An 18,802-nucleotide genomic window follows, 5' to 3' on the forward strand; every position below is an offset into this window, starting at 1 on the left:
CGCGAGACGCACGAGGGGATACCGATGCAACAGCAAGACCAGACCGCGCTCGCTTCGGGGACCTACGACATTCCGAAGGGGCATCTGGCCGTGGTCGTGACGCATATGGTCTGCGCCGAGGCGGCCGAGCCCCGCCCGCAGCCCCCCGGCGTGGTTCTGCGGCGCGAGGATCGGATCGAACCCGAAGTCTATCGAATGCTGTTCCGGATGGTCGGGCGCGATTGGCTCTGGACCTCGCGGCTGATGCTGGAGGATGACGCGCTGGTTCAGATCCTGCTGGATCCATCCGTGACGCTTTACACCCTTCAGGGGGAAGACGGCCCGCTCGGGATCGTCGAGCTTGACCAGAACGACAGTGCGTCGCCCGAGATCAGTTTCTTCGGATTGGTGCCGACCGCGATGGGGCGCGGCATCGGGGGGTGGCTGATGGGGCACATGCAGCAGCGCCTTTTCCGCGGCGGGGCCGACCGCATCCGGCTGAATACCTGCACCCTGGACAGTCCGAATGCACTGAAGTTCTACATGCGCAGCGGCTTTCGGGCCGAGCGGCGCGACGTTCAGGTGTTCCCCGATCCCCGCGCCGTGGGATTGCTGGACGAGGCCGCCGCGCCGTTCGTGCCGCGGACCTAGTCCTCGATCTCGAACTCGGGCAGATCCTGCAACGGCTCCATCCCCAGGCGGGTGACGATCGTGATGTCGGACCCGTCCGCAGGCCGGACAAGGCGAATATCTTCGAGCGGGATCATCACCGTCTTGTCGCCGATGCCGATGAAGCCCCCGACATCCGTGGTCAGTCCCAGCATCTGCCCATCGACGCTGAGGACGACATCCTCGACGCCGCCGATTTCGGTCAGGTTCGCGACCATGGCGCTCAAGGGAGCAGAGTCGTCCCACACATCCTGGTCGTAGTTCCCTTCCAGAGAGACCACGCGCGCATCTTCAAGCATCTCTGCGGTGATGATGTTCTGCGGATCGGGCGCGGCGGCGTCTTCGGAAAAGGACGCCGCGTCCTGCGCAGCGGCGGGCAGCGCGAAAAGGATGGCCGCAGCGATCACGGGTTTGCGCAACATGGGAATGCCTTTCACAATGGCTTTGTCAGGCGGGAAACCGCCCGCTGCGCCCGGTGGTTCCGTCGCGCCGCACCCACGAAAGGACAAATGATGACCGCAGACGAAATTGTCAGCTTGCTGGACCTGGCCCCCCATCCCGAAGGGGGGCATTACCGCCAGACCTGGGAGGCGGACGGCCCGGGCCGCCCGGCCGGGACTTGCATCTATTTCCTGTTGAAAGCGGGCGAGCAAAGCCATTGGCACCGGGTCGATGCCGCCGAGATCTGGCACTTCTACGCCGGGGGGCCACTGACGTTGCGCCTTTCGGAGACGGCGGAGGGGCCTGCACAAAGTCACATTCTGGGCCCGGATCTCGCCGCGGGTCAGCGCCCGCAGGTCATCGTGCCGACCGGGGCATGGCAGGCGGCCGAAGCCGGGGCGGACTGGACGCTTGTGGGATGCACAGTCAGCCCGGGTTTCCGGTTCGAGGGGTTCGAACTGGCCGCGCCCGACTTCGACATTCCCGAGGCGCGGAACGATTAAGCCCCGGGGCGATTGGTCGTGCGACATCAGAGGCATTACGCAGCATGACCGACACGGAACGACATTGGGGCCACCGCCGGATCGAAGGCGGTTGGGAGATCGCGACATGGGCACCGACCGCCGAGCGCATGACGCTCGAAGTGGACGGCACCTCGCGCAAGATGGAAACGCAAGACGGCTGGCATATCGCACGGATTGAGGCTGTCGAGGGCGCGACCTACGGCTTTCGGCGCGACGGCGACACCCTGCTGCCCGACCCCGCAAGCCGTGCCCAGAGCGGCGGGGTCCACGCGCCGTCGAAACTGATCGACATCTCCGCCATCCCGCGCACCGAATGGTCGGGACGCCCCTGGGAGGAAACCTCGATCCTCGAGCTTCACGTCGGCACCTTCACCGAAGAAGGTACCCTCGCCGCCGCCGCGCGTAAGCTTCCCGATCTGGCGTCGCTTGGGTTCACATGTGTCGAGCTGATGCCGCTGGCCCAGTTCGACGGCGACCGCGGATGGGGATATGACGGCGTACTTCCGTTCGCCGTTCATCCCGCCTATGGCACCCCCCGCGACATGGTCGCCTTCGTGTCGGCCGCGCACGAGGCCGGGCTGATGGTGCTGGTGGATGCGGTCTATAACCATTTCGGCCCGGAAGGCGCGGTCCTGTCGCAACTATGCCCGACCTTCTTCGACGAACAGCGCCATACGCCGTGGGGCGCCGCCATCGATTTTGACAAGCCGCAGGTGCGGTCGTTCTTCCTGCAAAATGCCGAGATGTGGCTGCGCGATTACGGCGTCGATGGCCTGCGGCTGGACGCCGTGCACCAGATCGGTCGCGAGGGCGACACCGATTTCTTGACCGAACTGTCCGAGCGGGTCATCGCGCTGGATCTGGACCGCCCACTGCACCTGGTGACCGAGGACGAGCGCAACCTCGTCTCCTACGTCGGGCGCGATGCGTTGCAGGCGCAGTGGAACGACGACTATCACCACGCCGTCCACTGTCTTCTGACCGGCGAAAGCCAGAGCTACTACGCGCCGTTCTCGGACGACCCGTTCGGCGACATGGTGACGGCGCTGCGCGACGGCCAAGTCGATCAGGGCCAGCCGCGCCCGAACACCGAAGACCGGCGGGGCGAGCCGTCGTCCGAGCTGCCGCCGATCTGCTTCGTCAACGCCAACCAGACCCACGACCAGATCGGCAACCGCGCCTTCGGGGACCGCCTGATCGCGCTGGCCGGACCTGAGCGGATGGAGGTCATGCATGCCATGCTGTGCCTGGCGCCGTTCGTGCCGATGCTGTTCATGGGCGAGGAGATCGGATCGCGGGCGCCGTTCCAGTTCTTCACGGATTTCCACGGCGATCTGGCGGATGCGGTCCGCAAGGGCCGCCGGTCCGAGTTCCCCGAATTCGCCGATGCCCAGGACGAAATCCCGGACCCCAACGCACCGGAGACATTCGCCCGATCCCGCCCCTACGCGGATCTGCCCGAAGATGCCGACGATTGGCGCGCCCTGACACGCGCGTGCCTTGCCCTGCGCAAGTCCCACGTCGTTCCGCTGCTGAAAAGCGGCTGGCGTGAAACTCGGGTGGAACGGACCGGCCCCGGCACCCTTCTGGCGACGTGGGTGTTTGAACAAGGTCGCCTCGATCTGACCTTTTCAACCGAAGGCCCGGCCCCTGCTATCCCGACGACCGAACTCTTTTCACATGAAAGACCCGGCGCGGCGATGCGCATGGGCATTGGGGGTGCAGAATGACCCGTATCGCAAGTTACCGCGTCCAGCTGCGCGACGGCATGGATTTCGGAACCCTCGAACACCGGCTGCCGCAGATTGCCGATCTGGGGGTCAGTCACCTCTACCTGTCGCCGATCCTAACCGCCGCGCCGGGATCGACCCACGGTTACGACGTGACCGACCCGACCGAGATCGATCCCGTATTGGGCGGGGTTTCGGGGTTCGAAAGCCTGGCCCGCGCCGCGGACGAGCTTGGGCTGGAGATCATTCTGGATATCGTGCCGAACCACATGGCCTTCGGGCTGGAGACGCCGTGGCTGCGCGACGTTCTGGCGAAAGGCGAACGCAGCCCCCACGCCTCGGTTTTCGAGATCGACTGGGACGCCGGGCCCCTGGCGCTTCCCTGGCTGACCGCGCCCCTGCCCGAGATGGCGCAGGCTGGCGATGTGCGGATCGACGGCGAGACGCTGAAGGTCGGCGGGCTGGACGTTCCGCTGTCGCCGGGCAGTTCTTCCGAGTTTGACGAGGACAACATCGATCAGCTTCATGAACGCCAGCACTGGCGGCTTCTGCCTTGGCAGATGGAGCGTGACAGCATCACCCACCGACGCTTCTTCTCGGTCACCGGCCTGATCGGCGTCCGGGTCGAGGATCCGGACGTGTTCGAGAAAGTCCACGCGGCAGTTTTCGATCTGGTCGACCGTGGGCTGATCCAAGGGCTCCGGGTGGATCACGTGGACGGTCTGGTCGATCCCGGCGGATATCTGCGCCGCCTGGCGGACCGCGTTCCGGGAACGGACATCTGGGTCGAGAAAATCCTGGTTTCGGGTGAAACCCTGCGCGATTGGCCCGTTGCCGGGACTACAGGGTACGAGGCAGCCGCTGTCATCGGCCGCGCTTTGGCCAGCCGCTCCGGATTCGAGCGGATCGACACCCTCTGGCGGGACGAGGCGGAGATCGAAGGCACGTTCCACCCGATGGTCGAGGAGGCCAAGCGCGAGGTGCTGGTCGACGAACTGGCCGCCGAACTGCGCCAACTGCGCAGCTTGGTGGAACGCGTGGCCGAAGAAGAGGCCCGGCCCATGGGCCCCGAAACCCTTCGCGAGGCGATCACCGAGCTTCTGGTCGCGTTTCCCCGCTATCGCAGCTATGTCGGCGCGGCGGCGTCCGAAGAGGATCGGCGCATCTGGACCGACAGCGCCGACCGCGCGGCCGAGCATGTCCGCCAGCGCGACGGCATCGACTGGGTGCGGGATACGATGCTGGACGGCACCTCGACCGCGGCGCGCGCCTTTACCGTCAGGATGGAGCAGGTGACCGGCGCGCTTTTGGCCAAGGCTCACGAGGATACTGCCGGCTTTCGGTTCAACCGCTACCTGGCCGCGAACGAGGTCGGCGCCGATCCCGACCATCCCCTGGCCTCGCCCGACGACATTCAGGCCTTCCTGACGGATCGCCAGACCCATTGGCCCGGATCCCTGACCCTGGGATCCAGCCACGACACCAAGCGCAGCGAAGACGCCCGCATGCGCCTCATCGCGGCCACCCACGAGCCCGAGGCCTTTGCCACGCTCTGGCAGGATGCCAAGGCGCTGCCCGGATCGGATGGTTTGAACGCCAACCGGCGCTTCTATGCCTTCCAGATCGCCCTTGCGATCCATGGCGAGCCCGAAGCGCAGGACCGCGCCGCCGAGCATATGGTCAAAGCTCTGCGCGAGGGCAAAGAGGTGTCATACTGGACCGCCCCGGACGAAGACCGCGAGGCAAGGATGCAGTCATGGGTCCGCAGCCTTCTGGACCTTTGGGACGAAACCCGGCCCGACACGCTGGAACGGCTGAAAAGCCTTGGGGCGCATCTGTCGTTGTGCGAGGTCGCCCTTCGCTGCCTGATGCCTGGCATGCCCGACATCTATCAGGGCGGGGAAGGCATGATCCTGCAGCTGACCGATCCGGACAATCGACGCACCCCGGAATGGGACAGGCTGGCCGGACTGCCCGCCGGGCGCGACCCATCGTCTGTGAAGGCCGGTCTGTTCCACCTTCTTCTGGGGCTGCGACGTGCGGACCCCGACCTTTTCGCGAAGGGAACGGCCAGCTGGAGCGTGGATAACGCGGGATGGCGCCTCTCGCGACAGCACGACGGACGCGAGATCGCCGCGATCCTGACGGATGGCGATCCCGATGCCGAAGGCCTGGAATGGCTGTCGCGGGACGAGACCAGCGGACAAACGCTCGCCATCCTCAAGAGCTGAGGCGCGCGATCACAATTGGCCGCCTTGGGGGAACCGGGGCGGCCATTCGCGACCTTTCCAGTAAGACGGCCACGCCGTCGCTGTTGGGAGGTATGTGTATGTCTTTTCACGCTTTAACCAGTTCATCCCCGTTTCGCGATAGCGTGGCCGTTGCCCGCGATACGCTGCCGGTCCTGCTGGCCGGAGGTCGCGGCTCTCGGCTGTACGAGCTGACCGAAACGCTGTGCAAGCCCGCGGTTCCGTTCATCGGCCGGACGCGGATCGTGGACTTCACGATGGAGAATCTGCGCCAGGCGCGCATGGATCGGGTGATCGTGGCCACGCAGTACCAGGCCGCCGCCCTGCACCAGCACCTGATCGACCGGTGGCAGCCCTACATGTCCGTCCACTTGCGACATGCGCCCACGCTGACCGGACGCCCGGAAGGGTCCCGGGGGACGGCAGACGCGGTGCGCCTGATGATCGACGAGATCGACGCGGCCCGCCCGCGCGAAGTCCTGATCCTTGCCGCCGATCACGTCTACAAGATGGATTACAACGCGATGATCCGCGATCACCGGGACCGCGGAGCCTTGGTAACGGTCGCCGCAGACAGTGTTCCGCGCGGGCAGGCCAATGCCTTCGGCGTCATCGAGGCAAACCTAAACGCCCGCATTTCGCGCTTTGTCGAAAAACCCAGCGATCCCCCGTGCTGGACATCGGACCCGACGAAGGTCCTGGCCAGCATGGGTCTGTATATCTTCGACTGGCCCTACTTGCGCGACCTGCTTCTGAACGAGGCCGACCTTATGGATTTCGGGCACGACGTCCTGCCACATGCGGTGGCCGAGGGGCGGGCCTATGTCCATGCCCCGGCCCAAAACGGCCCCTTCTACTGGCGCGATGTCGGGACGCTGGACGCGTTACGCTGTGCCGCCCTGGACTTCATGTCGGACACGCCGCCCTTCTCGCTACCCGACCCCTCGACCGATCCGGTCCGTCTGGGGTACATGGAGTCGGTCGTCATGGACGGGTCTTTCGTCTCGGCCGGGGCGCTTCTTTCGAAATGCATCGTCTCACCCGGTGTCGTGCTTCCGTTCGGGACCGAGATCGGGATGCACCCCGACCGCGACGCCCGTCATTTTCGACGGACCGAGGAAGGGACGATCCTTGTCACGCCATCGATGATCGCAGGCTTGAAAAAAGCCAATGCCACTTACCTATCTGCAAACGCATAATTTCCATATCGGGGTGTCTTCGTGACGCAGTTCAAGTTCGATCCAAGCGGGGCCTACGCGACCGCACTCGGGGCGCAGTTCAATGGTGAGGGGACCAATTTCGCCTTGTTCAGCGACCACGCCGAACGGGTCGAGCTTTGCCTGTTCGACGAGGCCGGGAATGAGACCCGCCTCGACCTGCCCGAGATGGAGGGCGGTGTGTGGTACGGCTACCTTCCGGGCGTCGTTCCGGGCCAAAGGTACGGGTATCGTGTCCACGGCCCGTATGCCCCAAGCGAAGGCCACCGCTTCAACGCCAACAAGCTGTTGATCGACCCCTATGCGCGCCAGTTGACCGGTCCGGTGGTCTGGAACGGCGCGCTGTTCGGCTATGACGTCTCGACCGGGGACGACACGACGTTCGACGAGCGCGACTCGGCGCCTTACGTGCCGAAATGCTTCGTCACCGACCCCGCCTATGACTGGGATCAGGACCGCGCTCTGCACACACCGTGGTCCGAGACGGTGATCTACGAGGCCCATGTCCGCGGCCTGACCATGCTGCGCGACGATGTCCCCGAGGAGATGCGCGGCACGTTCGCCGGCCTCGCCTCTGACCCCATGATCGAGCACCTCCAGAAGATCGGCGTCACCGCGGTCGAGCTTTTGCCCGTCCACGCCTTCCTTCAGGACAGCCACCTGATCGACAAAGGGCTGTCGAACTACTGGGGCTACAACACGCTGAACTTCTTCGCGCCTGAACGCCGCTATCTGCGCACGGGCGAATGGGGCGAGATCAAGGAGGCCGTCACCCGCTTTCACAAGGCCGGGATCGAGGTCATTCTGGACGTCGTCTACAACCACACCGCGGAAGGATCCGAACTTGGCCCGACCCTGTCCTTCCGCGGGATCGACAACCAAAGCTATTACCTGCACGGCGAGGACAAGCGCCATTGCTACGACGTGACGGGCACCGGCAACACGGTGAACGTCGCGCATCCGATGGTGCTTCGCATGGTCCTCGATTCCCTGCGCCACTGGGTGCAGGAGATGCACGTGGACGGGTTCCGCTTCGATCTGGCCTCGACCCTGGGGCGCGAGCCGACGGGCTTCGAGCGTGAGGGCGGGTTCTTCGCGGCGATCCGGCAGGACCCCGTTCTGGGCAGCGTCAAGCTGATCGCCGAGCCGTGGGATATCGGCGAAGGCGGCTATCAGGTCGGCGGGTTCCCGTGGCCCTTCCGCGAGTGGAACGACAAGTTCCGCGACGATGTGCGCGCGTTCTGGGCCCGCAAGGGCGGGATGAAGGGCAAGCTGGCCGAACGGCTGTGCGGCAGCCCGGTGCAGTTCAATCACTCGAACCGGCCCGCGACCTCCAGCGTCAACTTCATTGCCGCCCATGACGGATTCACGCTGTGGGACGTCGTCAGCTATAACGACAAGCACAATGCGGCGAATGGCGAGGACAACAACGACGGTCACGACCATAACCTGTCCGACAACATGGGCGCCGAAGGGCATACCGACGACGCGGATGTCATCGCGGCCCGGATGCGGCGCGTTCGCGCGATGCTTTCGACCCTGATGCTCAGTCGCGGGGTGCCCATGATCCTGGCCGGCGACGAAGTCGGCAACAGCCAGGACGGCAACAACAACGCCTATTGTCAGGATAACGAGATCGGCTGGACCCGCTGGGCGAACGAGGCCGAAGGACTGACCAAGACGCAGGCCGAACTGGCCGCCTTGCGCCAAAAGCACCCCCTGTTGGGCGAGGCGCGGTTCGCCTCGGACACGACCGTGACATGGCGCGGCCCCGACGGCGGAGCGATGACCGACGAGCTTTGGCAGGACGACGACAGCAGCATTATCATGGATATCGAAGGGGCTGAGACGCGGCTTCTGGTCGTCATAAATGGCGGGGACGCGGAAACGGTGGCGTTGCCAGAAGGCGAATGGCAGCTCAGCTTCGCGTCCGAAGACGGGTCGGCGACGTTGAAGGACGACGGGACCCTCAACATGGATTGGCAGGCCGTGGCCGTTTTGGCACCGCCGGCCTGACCCACACCGATTTCTAACGGCATCAACCGCCCCGGGACCCATCCCCGGGGCGTTTTCGCGTTTTCATTCCGCCCAAAATTTACCGTTTGATAAAAAAACATTCCGTGCCAAGCTGATCCTCGCCAGATGACTCGAGAGGACCGACATGGCCGACATGCTGACCCCCGGGATCGCCGCCGGACGCTTGGGCGAGGACGAGATCGCCCGCAATTTCGCCGATCTTCACCCCGCCCTCGACCCGCACGAAGCCGCCGTGGCCGCCGATCGCTGCTATTTCTGCTATGACGCGCCCTGCGTGACCGCCTGCCCGACCGAGATCGACATCCCGATGTTCATCCGGCAGATCCAATCGGGCCGGCCCGAGGAAGCAGGCAAAACGATCTTCGACCAGAACATCCTTGGTGGTATGTGCGCCCGCGTCTGCCCGACCGAAGACCTGTGCGAGGGCGCCTGCGTGCGCGAAAAGGCCGAGGGAAAGCCGGTCGAGATCGGGCGGCTGCAACGCTACGCCACGGATTCCGTAATGGCGCGGCAAGGCCATCCCTATGACCGGGCGCCGTCCACGGGCAAGCGCGTAGCGGTCGTCGGCGCCGGTCCCGCAGGCCTGTCCTGCGCCCACCGTCTTGCCATGCGGGGCCATGACGTGACGCTGTTCGATGCCAAGGAAAAGCCCGGCGGGCTGAACGAGTTCGGGATCGCCGCCTACAAGTCGACCGGCGATTTCGCGGCCGATGAGGTCACTTGGCTGATGCAGATCGGCGGGATCGAACTGAAGCCCCGCCACACGCTGGGCCGCGACATCACCGTCGAAGGCCTGAAATCCCAGTTCGACGCCGTGTTCGTCGGCGTTGGTCTGGCGGGTGTGAACGCGCTGGAGGCCGAGGGCGCCGACCGCGACGGCGTGCAAGACGCCGTGGGCTTCATCGCCGCCCTGCGTCAGGCCGACGACATGACCAGCCTGCCCGTGGGCCGCAATGTCGTGGTGATCGGCGGCGGCATGACCGCCGTGGATGCCGCCGTGCAGTCCAAGCTTCTGGGCGCGGAAAACGTGACCATCGCCTATCGCCGGTCCCAGGACCGGATGGGCGCGTCCGAGTACGAGCAGCAGCTGGCCACCTCGAAAGGCGTCCGGATCGTCTGCAATGCCCAGCCCGTCGCCATCCACGGCAATGGCGCGGCCGTCGAGATCGAGCTGGAATACACCGCCGACGACGGCACCGGCCTGAAGGGCACGGGCGAGACGATGCGCCTGCCCGCCGATCAGGTCTTCAAGGCCATCGGCCAGACCTTCACCCTCGATGCGGGGCTGGAGCTGGAGCGGGGCAAGATCAAGGTGACGGGCGCAGGACGGACCAGCCTCGATGGCGTCTGGGCCGGCGGCGATTGTACCGCGGGAGACGACCTGACCGTTGTGGGCGTGGCCGACGGCCGCGACGCCGCCGAGGATATCCATGCCACCCTCATGAACCAGCCGGCCGCGACGACGGGCGCCGAGATCGGCGAAGCCGCCCGCGCCTGAGCGACAGCCATTCCCCTAGGGGAACCAGCCGAAGGAGAGAGCCCGATGGCCGACCTGACGACCGATTTCGTGGGCATCAAAAGCCCGAACCCGTTCTGGCTGGCCTCTGCCCCGCCGACGGACAAGGAATACAACGTCCGCCGCGCGTTCGAGGCCGGTTGGGGCGGCGTCGTCTGGAAGACACTGGGCGCCGAAGGGCCACCGGTCGTCAACGTGAACGGCCCCCGCTACGGCGTAATCTATGGCGGCGACCGCCGCGTGCTGGGCATCAACAATATCGAGCTGATCACCGACCGCCCGCTCGAGGTGAACCTCGAGGAAATGGCGCGGGTGAAGGCCGACTGGCCGGATCGCGCGCTGATCGCGTCAATCATGGTCCCCTGCGAGGAAGCGGCGTGGAAGTCCATCCTGCCCCGCGTGGCCGAGACCGGCGCCGACGGGATCGAGCTGAACTTCGGCTGCCCCCACGGCATGGCCGAACGCGGCATGGGATCCGCCGTGGGCCAGGTCCCGGAATACATCGAAATGGTCACGCGCTGGTGCAAGACCTACTACGACAAGCCTGTGATCGTGAAGCTGACGCCCAACATCACCGACATCCGCAAGCCTGCGCAGGCGGCGAAGAACGGCGGCGCGGACGCGGTCAGCCTGATCAACACGATCAACTCGATCACCAGCGTGAACCTGGACACCATGTCGCCCGAGCCGATGATCGACGGCAAGGGCACGCATGGTGGCTATTGCGGTCCCGCGGTCAAACCCATCGCGATGAACATGGTGGCCGAGATCGCGCGCGACCCGGGCACCCACGGCCTGCCGATCAGCGGTATCGGCGGCATATCAACCTGGCGCGACGCGGCCGAGTTCATGGCGCTGGGCTGCGGATCGGTGCAGGTCTGCACGGCCGCGATGACCTACGGCTTCCGCATCGTCGAGGAGATGAAGGCGGGCCTGTCCGCGTGGATGGACGAGAAGGGACACGCCACGATCGACGATGTCGTGGGCCGCGCGGTGCCGAACGTCACCGACTGGCAGTACCTGAACCTCAACTACATCACCAAGGCCCGGATAGATCAGAACGCCTGCATCTCCTGCGGTCGCTGCTTTGCGGCCTGCGAGGATACCTCGCATCAAGCCATCGCCATGTCCCCGGACCGCAAATTCACGGTCATCGACGAGGAATGCGTGGCCTGCAACCTGTGCGTCGATGTCTGCCCGGTGGAGAACTGCATCTCCATGGTCGAGCTTCAGCCGGGCGAGGTCGATCCCCGAACCGGCAAGACGGTGCCGGGCGAATACGCCAACTGGACAACCCACCCGAACAACCCGGCCGCAACCGCAGCCGAATAGGTCACACCTCGATCAGGCGGCGGAACAACCTCTCCAGATGTTGGGCCGCCCCTGCCATCGGATCGCCCGAACCCATGACGGCCCGGACTTGGACGTCGAAATCTGCGTAGTGCTGAGTCTCGGCCCAAACCGAGATGATGAGGTGCCGCCCCGACACCGCGGCGATCCGTCCGTCCGCCGCCCAAGCTTCGATCAAGGCGGCCTTTTCGTCCACCAGGGCCCGCAACTCCCCGTTCAGATGGTCGCCGACAAGCGGCGCCCCGCGCAGCACCTCGTTCGCGAACAAGCGGCTTTCGCGCGGCATCTCGCGGGACAGGTCCAGCTTGCGTCTGACGTAATTCAGGATCTGCTCGACCGGGTCGCCCTGCGGATCGAGGTCCCTCAGGGGGTCCAACCAAGTCGACAACACCCCCGTCAAAAGCTGCTGATAAATCGCTTCCTTGGACTTGTAGTAATATAGCAGGTTCGGCTTCGACAGCCCCGCCTCGCTGGCAATCTCGTCCAGCGTCGCGCCGCGGAAACCCTGCCGCGAAAAAACGTCCAGCGCGGCCTCGCTGATCGCCGCGCGGTTGCGGCGCTGGATACGGGATTGCGGCACGGCCTGCATCACTCCTGCTTCTTGCGACGCCCTTTTGCATGAATGTTAGGCATCTGCCTTGGCCATGCGCGCTATTCTTGACTGAAGGTTGCCCCGTGGTAGCGTCGATTTGACCAGATGGTCAAACAAAGACGACAAGAGCAGGAGCTTTCCGATGCCCCCATCCGCCCCCGGCGAGAACATGAAGATCGACGCCGACCGGCTATGGGACTCGCTGATGGAGATGGCGAAGATCGGCCCGGGCGTCGCGGGGGGAAACAACCGCCAGACCCTGACCGATGCCGACGCCGAAGGCCGGGCCCTGTTCCAGCGCTGGTGCGAGGATGCGGGCTGCACCATGGGCCTCGACACGATGGGCAACATGTTCGCCTGCCGCGAGGGAACCGACCCCGACGCCCTGCCGGTCTATGTCGGCAGCCACCTCGACACCCAGCCCACGGGCGGCAAGTATGACGGCGTTCTGGGCGTGCTGGGGGGGCTCGAGATCCTGCGCACCCTGAACGATCTGGACGTGAAGACAAAGCACCCCATCGTGGTGACCAACTGGACGAACGAGGAAGGCACCCGCTTCGCCCCGGCCATGCTGTCCTCCGGCGTCTTCGCCGGCATTCACACACAGGATTGGGCCGAGGATCGCACGGATGCCAAGGGCGCCCGCTTCGGGGACGAGCTCGACCGCATCGGCTGGCGCGGCGAAGAGCCTGTGGGCAGCCGCAAAATGCACGCCTTCTTCGAGCTCCATATCGAACAAGGCCCCATCCTCGAGGCCGAGGGCAAGCAGATCGGCGTCGTCACCCACGGCCAGGGTCTGAGCTGGACGCAAGTGACCATCACCGGCAAGGAAAGCCACACCGGCTCGACCCCTATGCCGATGCGCAAGAACGCCGGTCTGGGCATGGCCCGCGTGCTCGAGGCCGTGGACCGCATCGCGTGGTCCCACAAACCCGACGCCGTGGGCGCCGCGGGCCATATCGAGGTCTTCCCGAATTCGCGCAACGTGATCCCCGGCAAAGCCGTCTTCACCGTCGACTTCCGCTCGCCCAACTTGGCGGTGATCGAGGATATGGAACGCCGCCTACGCGAAGAAGGCTCGGCGATCTGCGACGACATGGGACTGGAGATTGCGTTCGAGAAGGTGGGCGGCTTCGACCCCGTGGAGTTCGACGAAGCCTGCGTCACCGCTGTGCGAAAAGCGGCCGAACGACTGGGCTACACCCACCGCGACATCGTCTCGGGCGCGGGCCACGACGCCTGCTGGATCAACCGCGTCGCGCCCGCCGCCATGGTGATGTGCCCCTGCGTCGACGGGCTGTCGCACAACGAGGCCGAGGAGATCACCAAGGACTGGGCCAAGGCGGGGGCGGATGTCCTGCTGCATGCAGTGGTCGAGACGGCGGGGGTCGAGGGTTGATAAACGAAGAACGATCCAGCCTGTCGATCGACAAAGCCGAATTCGCCTTCTGGGCAGTTGGAGATATCAATTCGAATACGAAGCGTGGCATGCTTGCTGAGTATATTGTGGGTAAAGCCCTTGGTTGCCTGACGGAACACCAGGATGCATGGCATAGCAGTGATCTACTCTACCGAGGCTTCGCGATTGAAGTAAAATCGAGCGGTTTCGGAACTCCGCCGTTTTGGCCAACGAAATTACCGCCCGTCCCGAAGTTCGACATAGCAGAGCGAAAATGGGCTTGGTCGAATACGACCGGCGCGTTCGTTGGTGACGGAACACCGAAGAGACATGCTGATCACTACGTCTTCGCCTACACTTTGGCGAAGGAGATCGGAGAGTTTGCACCCTTCCATACTGATGGCTGGAGGTTCGTCGTATGCTCCGAGCAAGACATCGCTCGAAGCTATGGAGCACAAAAGTCGGTTTCATTAACCTCGCTCTGCATTGACCATCAGACCCTAGCAGTCGGCGAACTCAAAAGCGCCGTCGATCAAAAGATACGGGAGACACTTCAATGACCACCGTCATCAAGAACGGCACCATCGTCACCCACGACCTAACCTATGCCGCCGACGTCCTGATCGACGACGGCAAGATCGTCGAGATCGGGCAGAACCTCACCGGCGACGAGACGCTCGACGCCACCGGATGTTACGTCATGCCCGGCGGGATCGACCCGCATACGCATCTGGAGATGCCCTTCATGGGCACCTACTCCGCCGACGATTTCGAATCCGGCACCCGGGCCGCGCTGGCAGGCGGGACCACGATGGTGGTCGATTTCGCCCTGCCCTCGCCCGGACAGGGGCTGCTCGACGCGCTGAAGATGTGGGACAACAAGTCGACCCGCGCGCATTGCGACTATTCCTTCCACATGGCCGTCACGTGGTGGGGCGAACAGGTCTTCGACGAAATGGAAACGGTCGTGAAAGACCGCGGCATCAACACATTCAAGCACTTCATGGCCTACAAGGGCGCGCTGATGGTGCAGGATGACGAGATGTACGCCTCGTTCCAGCGCCTCTCGGAACTCGGCGCCATCGCTTTGGTTCATGCCGAGAACGGCGACGTCGTGGCCGACCTTTCGGCCAAGCTTCTGGCCGATGGCAATACCGGCCCCGAGGGCCACGCCTATTCGCGCCCGCCCCAGGTGGAGGGCGAGGCCACGAACCGCGCCATCATGATCGCCGACATGGCGGGCGTGCCGCTCTACGTCGTGCACACCTCCTGTGAGGAAAGCCACGAAGCCATCCGCCGCGCCCGCCAGCAGGGCAAGCGCGTCTGGGGCGAGCCGCTGATCCAGCATCTGACGCTGGACGAGTCCGAATACTTCAATGCTGACTGGGACCATGCCGCCCGCCGCGTGATGTCCCCCCCGTTCCGAAACAAGCGCCATCAGGACAGCCTGTGGGCCGGACTGCAATCGGGGTCGCTGTCGGTCGTGGCCACTGATCACTGCGCCTTCACCACCGCACAAAAGCGCACCGGCGTGGGCGATTTCACCAAGATCCCCAACGGCACCGGCGGGCTGGAAGACCGGATGCCCATGCTTTGGACCCACGGCGTCGCAACGGGGCGGCTGACCCCGAACGAGTTCGTGGCCGTCACCTCGACCAACATCGCCAAGATCCTGAACTGCTATCCCCGAAAGGGCGCCGTTCTGGTCGGGGCGGACGCGGACCTCGTCGTCTGGGATCCGCAGAAGGAGAAGACGATCACCGCCGATGCCCAGCAATCGGCCATTGATTACAACGTCTTCGAAGGCCAGTACGTGACCGGCCTGCCGCGCTATACTCTCTCGCGCGGGCGCGTCATGTTCGCCGATGGTGAGATGCGCGGTCAGGAAGGCCACGGCCAGTTCGTCAAGCGCGCCCCCAAGGGCGAGGTGAACAAGGCCCTGTCCTCGTGGAAGGCCCTGACCGCCCCCCGCCCGGTCGAACGGTCGGGCATCCCGGCCAGCGGCGTCTAAGTGGCCGCGCCAGCGACCTCCGGCCTGCTCGAGACAGCGCTCTACGCCGAGGATCTCGGTGCGGCCGAAGCGTTCTATGCCGGAAAGCTGGGCTTGCCGGTGGCCCTGAAACTGGACGGACGGCACATCTTCTTTCGCTGCAACGAAACCGTCCTGCTGGTCTTCAACCCGGCCGCCGCCGAACAGCCCAGCGAGCACCCGTTGGCCGCGCCCCCCCACGGCGCACGGGGGCCCGGCCACGCCTGTCTTGCCTCGACCGATCTGGCCGCCTGGGAAGATCACCTCGCCGCCAACGAGATTGAAATCGAGCGTCGCATCGATTGGCCGAACGGTGCCCGCTCTCTCTATTTCCGCGACCCGGCGGGCAACTCGCTCGAGATTGCCGAACCTACCCTTTGGACGACCCAATGACCGACACCGATCTTCATCCTTGGAAAAATACCCCAGGGGGGCCCGAAGGGCGGGGGGCAGCGCCCCCCTCCGTCGTCCGCGCCGACGGCCTCAACCTCACGTTTCAGACGAATGACGGCCCGGTCCACGCCCTGAAGGAGGTCGATCTCTCCGTCGCGAAGGGGGAGTTCGTCAGCTTCATCGGCCCCTCGGGCTGCGGCAAGACCACCTTCCTGCGCTGCGTCGCGGGGCTCGAGACCCCGACCGGCGGCACTTTGACGGTCAACGACATGAGCCCGGACGAGGCCCGCCGCGCCCGCGCCTATGGCTACGTCTTCCAGGCCGCAGGCCTATATCCCTGGCGCACGATTGGCGGGAATATCCGCCTGCCTCTCGAGATCATGGGATTTCCCGCGGCCGAGAAGAAGCGTCGCGTGGCCGAGACCCTGAAGCTCGTCGATCTCGACGGGTTCGAGAAGAAGTTTCCCTGGCAGCTTTCCGGCGGCATGCAGCAACGGGCCTCCATCGCCCGCGCGCTCAGCTTCGATGCCGATCTTCTGTTGATGGACGAACCCTTCGGCGCCCTGGACGAGATCGTGCGAGATCGCCTTAACGAAGAGCTGTTGGCCCTGTGGGACCGGACTGGCAAGACCATGCTGTTCGTCACCCACTCGATCCCCGAAGCCGTTTACCTCTCGACCAAGATCGTCGTCATGTCGCCGCGCCCCGGCCGGATCAGCGACGTGATCGACAGCCCCCTGCCCCGCGAACGTCCGCTGGACATCCGCGACAGCCGGGAGTTCATCGAAATCGCGCATCGCGTCCGTGAAGGGCTTCGCGCGGGAATGGACGCCGTATGACCGGGACGACGGCACCCCTCTCGGCCCCCGGAGCGGGCGTCGGAAGGTCAGGCCGGGTGGCCCTCTGGCTGCGGTCCGTTCGAACGGGGTTTCTGCCGATCCTGACCGTGATCGCGGGGCTGATCCTGATCTGGTATTTTGCCTGCATCCCGATGAACGCCCAGCAATCCGTTCTGCTGGCCGAGCGTGCGGGCCAGACGGTGACGCCCGAAACTGCCGCCGATCGGCGCGGCATGTCCGGGGCCGCAATCGCACTGCGCAATCCAGCCGCGGCCATGGCCAGCGCCTTTGTCCAGGACCGGCCCCGCCTACCCGCCCCGCACCAGGTGGCGGCGGAGCTTTGGGGGTCGACCGTTGGTCTGGCCGTCACGTCCAAGCGCAGTCTAGTCTATCACGCCTGGGTAACGCTGTCCGCCACGCTTCTGGGCTTTGCGTTCGGCACGGCGCTCGGCATTCTTCTGGCGATCGGGATCGTCCACAGCCGCGTGATGGACATGAGCGTCATGCCCTGGGCCATCGTCAGCCAAACGGTTCCGATCATCGCCATCGCGCCGATGATCATCGTCGTTCTCTATTCCATCGGTCTTCAGGGCATCGTGCCCAAGGCCATCATCTCGACCTATCTGTCCTTCTTTCCGGTCGTGGTCGGCATGGTGAAGGGCCTGCGCAGTCCCGATGCGATGCAGCTCGATCTTCTGCGGACCTATGGGTCCAACCAAAACCAGACCTTTTGGAAACTGCGCCTACCGGCCTCGCTGCCCTACCTGTTCGCCTCGCTGAAAATCGGCATATGCGCCTCGCTGATCGGTGCGATCGTGGGCGAGCTTCCGACAGGTGCGGTTGCCGGCCTCGGGGCGCGGCTTCTGGCGGGAAGTTACTACGGGCAAACGGTGCAAATCTGGTCGGCCCTGTTCGCCGCGGCGATTCTGGCGGCCGTTCTGGTGGGTCTGATCGGCGCGATCGAGAAGGTCCTTCTTCGCCGCATGGGGCTGAACGCATGATACTCGTTCTCTTCGCCTTGACCCTCTGGGCGGCGGCTTTCGCCCTCAATATCCGCCTCGCCGCGGGGCCGCACACGCGAGCCGTGCACCTGGCCGTTCCACTGATCTTCGGTCTGACCATCCTGGCCATGTGGGAACTGATCGTGCGTGGTCTGGACGTGCCCATGGTCATTCTGCCCGCCCCTTCGCTGATCGCTGGGGCATTCACGGACAACCTTCCCGTTCTCTGGGCGGACCTGAACCAGACGTTCGTGAAGGGGGCGCTGACGGGCTATGCCATCGGGGCCACTGCTGCTTTCGCCGTGGCGCTTCTGGCTGACCGCTACACGTTCCTGAAACGCGGCCTGCTTCCAGTTGGCAACTTCATGGCCGCCCTGCCCATCGTCGGCACCGCGCCGATCCTGGTGATGTGGTTCGGCTTCGATTGGCAGTCGAAGGCGGCGGTCGTCGTGGTGATGGTGTTCTTCCCGATCCTCGTGAACACCGTGGCGGGGCTGACGGACACGCAGGCCATGCAGCGCGACCTGATGCGCACCTATGGCGCAAGCTACGGTCAGACCCTGTTGAAGCTTCGCCTGCCCGCAGCAATGCCGTTCATCTTCAACGGGCTGAAAATCTCGACCACACTTGCCTTGATCGGCGCCATTGTCGCGGAATTTTTCGGCAGTCCAACACTGGGCATGGGATTTCGCATCTCGACCTCTGTCGGTCAGCTCGCGCTCGATATGGTGTGGGCCGAGATCGTCGTGGCGGCGCTGGCGGGCAGCGCATTCTATGGCATTGTCGCGTTCATCGAAAAACGGGTGACGTTTTGGCACCCGTCTCACCGGGGATGAT

17 protein-coding genes are annotated in these 18,802 nt (G+C 64.8%); 15 read left to right on the forward strand and 2 right to left on the reverse strand.

Going from position 1 to position 18,802, the window contains the following annotated elements; all coding sequences use genetic code 11:
* Positions 1–24: 24 nt before the first annotated feature.
* Positions 25–630 carry a GNAT family N-acetyltransferase gene (locus tag PAA8504_RS02050; RefSeq protein WP_181375664.1) on the forward strand — a complete coding sequence of 202 codons (606 nt, stop codon included), beginning with the start codon at positions 25–27 and terminating at the stop codon, positions 628–630.
* Here the strand turns inward: PAA8504_RS02050 and PAA8504_RS02055 are convergent.
* Positions 627–1,070, reverse strand: coding sequence for a PRC-barrel domain-containing protein (locus tag PAA8504_RS02055; protein ID WP_181375665.1), 444 nt, complete (start codon positions 1,068–1,070; stop codon positions 627–629). The two genes, PAA8504_RS02050 and PAA8504_RS02055, sit on opposite strands and share 4 nt — an antisense overlap.
* A 90-nt stretch (positions 1,071–1,160) precedes the next feature.
* On the opposite strand from PAA8504_RS02055, the gene PAA8504_RS02060 reads away from it, so the two are divergent.
* The 7 genes from PAA8504_RS02060 to preA all read left to right on the forward strand — a co-directional run bounded on the left by PAA8504_RS02060 (position 1,161) and on the right by preA (position 11,694).
* Complete coding sequence (locus PAA8504_RS02060; RefSeq protein WP_108892481.1) at positions 1,161–1,592, forward strand: cupin domain-containing protein; 432 nt, start codon at positions 1,161–1,163, stop codon at positions 1,590–1,592.
* Positions 1,593–1,636: 44 nt separating this feature from the next.
* A complete protein-coding gene (gene treZ, locus PAA8504_RS02065) occupies positions 1,637–3,343 on the forward strand; it encodes a malto-oligosyltrehalose trehalohydrolase (protein ID WP_181375666.1) in 1,707 nt (568 codons plus the stop codon).
* Positions 3,340–5,574 carry a malto-oligosyltrehalose synthase gene (treY, locus tag PAA8504_RS02070; RefSeq protein WP_108892483.1) on the forward strand — a complete coding sequence of 745 codons (2,235 nt, stop codon included), beginning with the start codon at positions 3,340–3,342 and terminating at the stop codon, positions 5,572–5,574. Before treZ ends, treY begins: the two co-directional genes overlap by 4 nt.
* 98 nt (positions 5,575–5,672) lie before the next feature.
* Positions 5,673–6,791, forward strand: coding sequence for a sugar phosphate nucleotidyltransferase (locus tag PAA8504_RS02075; RefSeq protein ID WP_181375667.1), 1,119 nt, complete (start codon positions 5,673–5,675; stop codon positions 6,789–6,791).
* Between the two features lie 21 nt (positions 6,792–6,812).
* Positions 6,813–8,825 (forward strand): glycogen debranching protein GlgX, encoded by a 2,013-nt coding sequence (glgX, locus tag PAA8504_RS02080; protein ID WP_108892484.1) that lies wholly within the window; start codon positions 6,813–6,815, stop codon positions 8,823–8,825.
* A gap of 145 nt (positions 8,826–8,970) precedes the next feature.
* A complete protein-coding gene (locus PAA8504_RS02085) occupies positions 8,971–10,344 on the forward strand; it encodes an NAD(P)-dependent oxidoreductase (RefSeq protein ID WP_108892485.1) in 1,374 nt (457 codons plus the stop codon).
* A 45-nt stretch (positions 10,345–10,389) separates the two neighbouring features.
* Positions 10,390–11,694: an NAD-dependent dihydropyrimidine dehydrogenase subunit PreA gene (gene preA / locus PAA8504_RS02090; RefSeq protein WP_108892486.1), complete on the forward strand. Its 1,305-nt coding sequence runs from the start codon at positions 10,390–10,392 to the stop codon at positions 11,692–11,694.
* 1 nt (position 11,695) lies between these two features.
* Here preA and PAA8504_RS02095 read toward each other — a convergent pair whose 3' ends face one another.
* Positions 11,696–12,301, reverse strand: a complete 606-nt coding sequence (locus tag PAA8504_RS02095) for a TetR family transcriptional regulator C-terminal domain-containing protein (RefSeq protein WP_108892487.1) — start codon at positions 12,299–12,301, stop codon at positions 11,696–11,698.
* 145 nt (positions 12,302–12,446) lie between these two features.
* Between PAA8504_RS02095 and PAA8504_RS02100 the strand changes: the two genes are divergently transcribed.
* The 7 genes from PAA8504_RS02100 to PAA8504_RS02125 are packed head-to-tail and all read left to right on the forward strand — an operon-like array spanning position 12,447 to position 18,801.
* Positions 12,447–13,703 (forward strand): Zn-dependent hydrolase, encoded by a 1,257-nt coding sequence (locus tag PAA8504_RS02100; RefSeq protein ID WP_108892488.1) that lies wholly within the window; start codon positions 12,447–12,449, stop codon positions 13,701–13,703.
* Positions 13,700–14,263, forward strand: a complete 564-nt coding sequence (locus PAA8504_RS21750; RefSeq protein WP_146190437.1) for a hypothetical protein — start codon at positions 13,700–13,702, stop codon at positions 14,261–14,263. Before PAA8504_RS02100 ends, PAA8504_RS21750 begins: the two co-directional genes overlap by 4 nt.
* The gene (hydA, locus tag PAA8504_RS02105) at positions 14,260–15,714 is read left to right on the forward strand and encodes a dihydropyrimidinase (RefSeq protein ID WP_108892489.1); all 1,455 of its coding nucleotides are present in this window, start codon (positions 14,260–14,262) and stop codon (positions 15,712–15,714) included. Before PAA8504_RS21750 ends, hydA begins: the two co-directional genes overlap by 4 nt.
* On the forward strand, positions 15,715–16,125 hold the full coding sequence (locus PAA8504_RS02110) for a VOC family protein (RefSeq protein WP_108892490.1): 411 nt from the start codon (positions 15,715–15,717) through the stop codon (positions 16,123–16,125).
* Positions 16,122–16,964 (forward strand): ABC transporter ATP-binding protein, encoded by an 843-nt coding sequence (locus tag PAA8504_RS02115; protein ID WP_108892491.1) that lies wholly within the window; start codon positions 16,122–16,124, stop codon positions 16,962–16,964. The genes PAA8504_RS02110 and PAA8504_RS02115 overlap by 4 nt, the downstream gene beginning before the upstream one ends.
* Positions 16,961–17,965, forward strand: coding sequence for an ABC transporter permease (locus PAA8504_RS02120; RefSeq protein WP_108892492.1), 1,005 nt, complete (start codon positions 16,961–16,963; stop codon positions 17,963–17,965). Before PAA8504_RS02115 ends, PAA8504_RS02120 begins: the two co-directional genes overlap by 4 nt.
* Positions 17,962–18,801, forward strand: a complete 840-nt coding sequence (locus PAA8504_RS02125; RefSeq protein ID WP_108892493.1) for an ABC transporter permease — start codon at positions 17,962–17,964, stop codon at positions 18,799–18,801. Before PAA8504_RS02120 ends, PAA8504_RS02125 begins: the two co-directional genes overlap by 4 nt.
* Position 18,802: the final 1 nt, after the last annotated feature.

The organism is Palleronia abyssalis (genome assembly GCF_900302445.1).
Lineage (GTDB): Bacteria > Pseudomonadota > Alphaproteobacteria > Rhodobacterales > Rhodobacteraceae > Palleronia > Palleronia abyssalis.

Coding starts and splice junctions, on each gene's coding strand:
- PAA8504_RS02125 (WP_108892493.1), top strand. CDS start 17,962: ATGATACTCGTTCTCTTCGCCTTGACCCTCTGGGCGGCGGCTTTCGCC.
- PAA8504_RS02085 (WP_108892485.1), top strand. CDS start 8,971: ATGGCCGACATGCTGACCCCCGGGATCGCCGCCGGACGCTTGGGCGAG.
- PAA8504_RS02060 (WP_108892481.1), top strand. CDS start 1,161: ATGACCGCAGACGAAATTGTCAGCTTGCTGGACCTGGCCCCCCATCCC.
- PAA8504_RS02050 (WP_181375664.1), top strand. CDS start 25: ATGCAACAGCAAGACCAGACCGCGCTCGCTTCGGGGACCTACGACATT.
- PAA8504_RS02120 (WP_108892492.1), top strand. CDS start 16,961: ATGACCGGGACGACGGCACCCCTCTCGGCCCCCGGAGCGGGCGTCGGA.
- PAA8504_RS02095 (WP_108892487.1), bottom strand. CDS start 12,301: ATGCAGGCCGTGCCGCAATCCCGTATCCAGCGCCGCAACCGCGCGGCG.
- PAA8504_RS02055 (WP_181375665.1), bottom strand. CDS start 1,070: ATGTTGCGCAAACCCGTGATCGCTGCGGCCATCCTTTTCGCGCTGCCC.
- treZ (WP_181375666.1), top strand. CDS start 1,637: ATGACCGACACGGAACGACATTGGGGCCACCGCCGGATCGAAGGCGGT.
- PAA8504_RS02100 (WP_108892488.1), top strand. CDS start 12,447: ATGCCCCCATCCGCCCCCGGCGAGAACATGAAGATCGACGCCGACCGG.
- PAA8504_RS02115 (WP_108892491.1), top strand. CDS start 16,122: ATGACCGACACCGATCTTCATCCTTGGAAAAATACCCCAGGGGGGCCC.
- PAA8504_RS02075 (WP_181375667.1), top strand. CDS start 5,673: ATGTCTTTTCACGCTTTAACCAGTTCATCCCCGTTTCGCGATAGCGTG.
- hydA (WP_108892489.1), top strand. CDS start 14,260: ATGACCACCGTCATCAAGAACGGCACCATCGTCACCCACGACCTAACC.
- treY (WP_108892483.1), top strand. CDS start 3,340: ATGACCCGTATCGCAAGTTACCGCGTCCAGCTGCGCGACGGCATGGAT.
- preA (WP_108892486.1), top strand. CDS start 10,390: ATGGCCGACCTGACGACCGATTTCGTGGGCATCAAAAGCCCGAACCCG.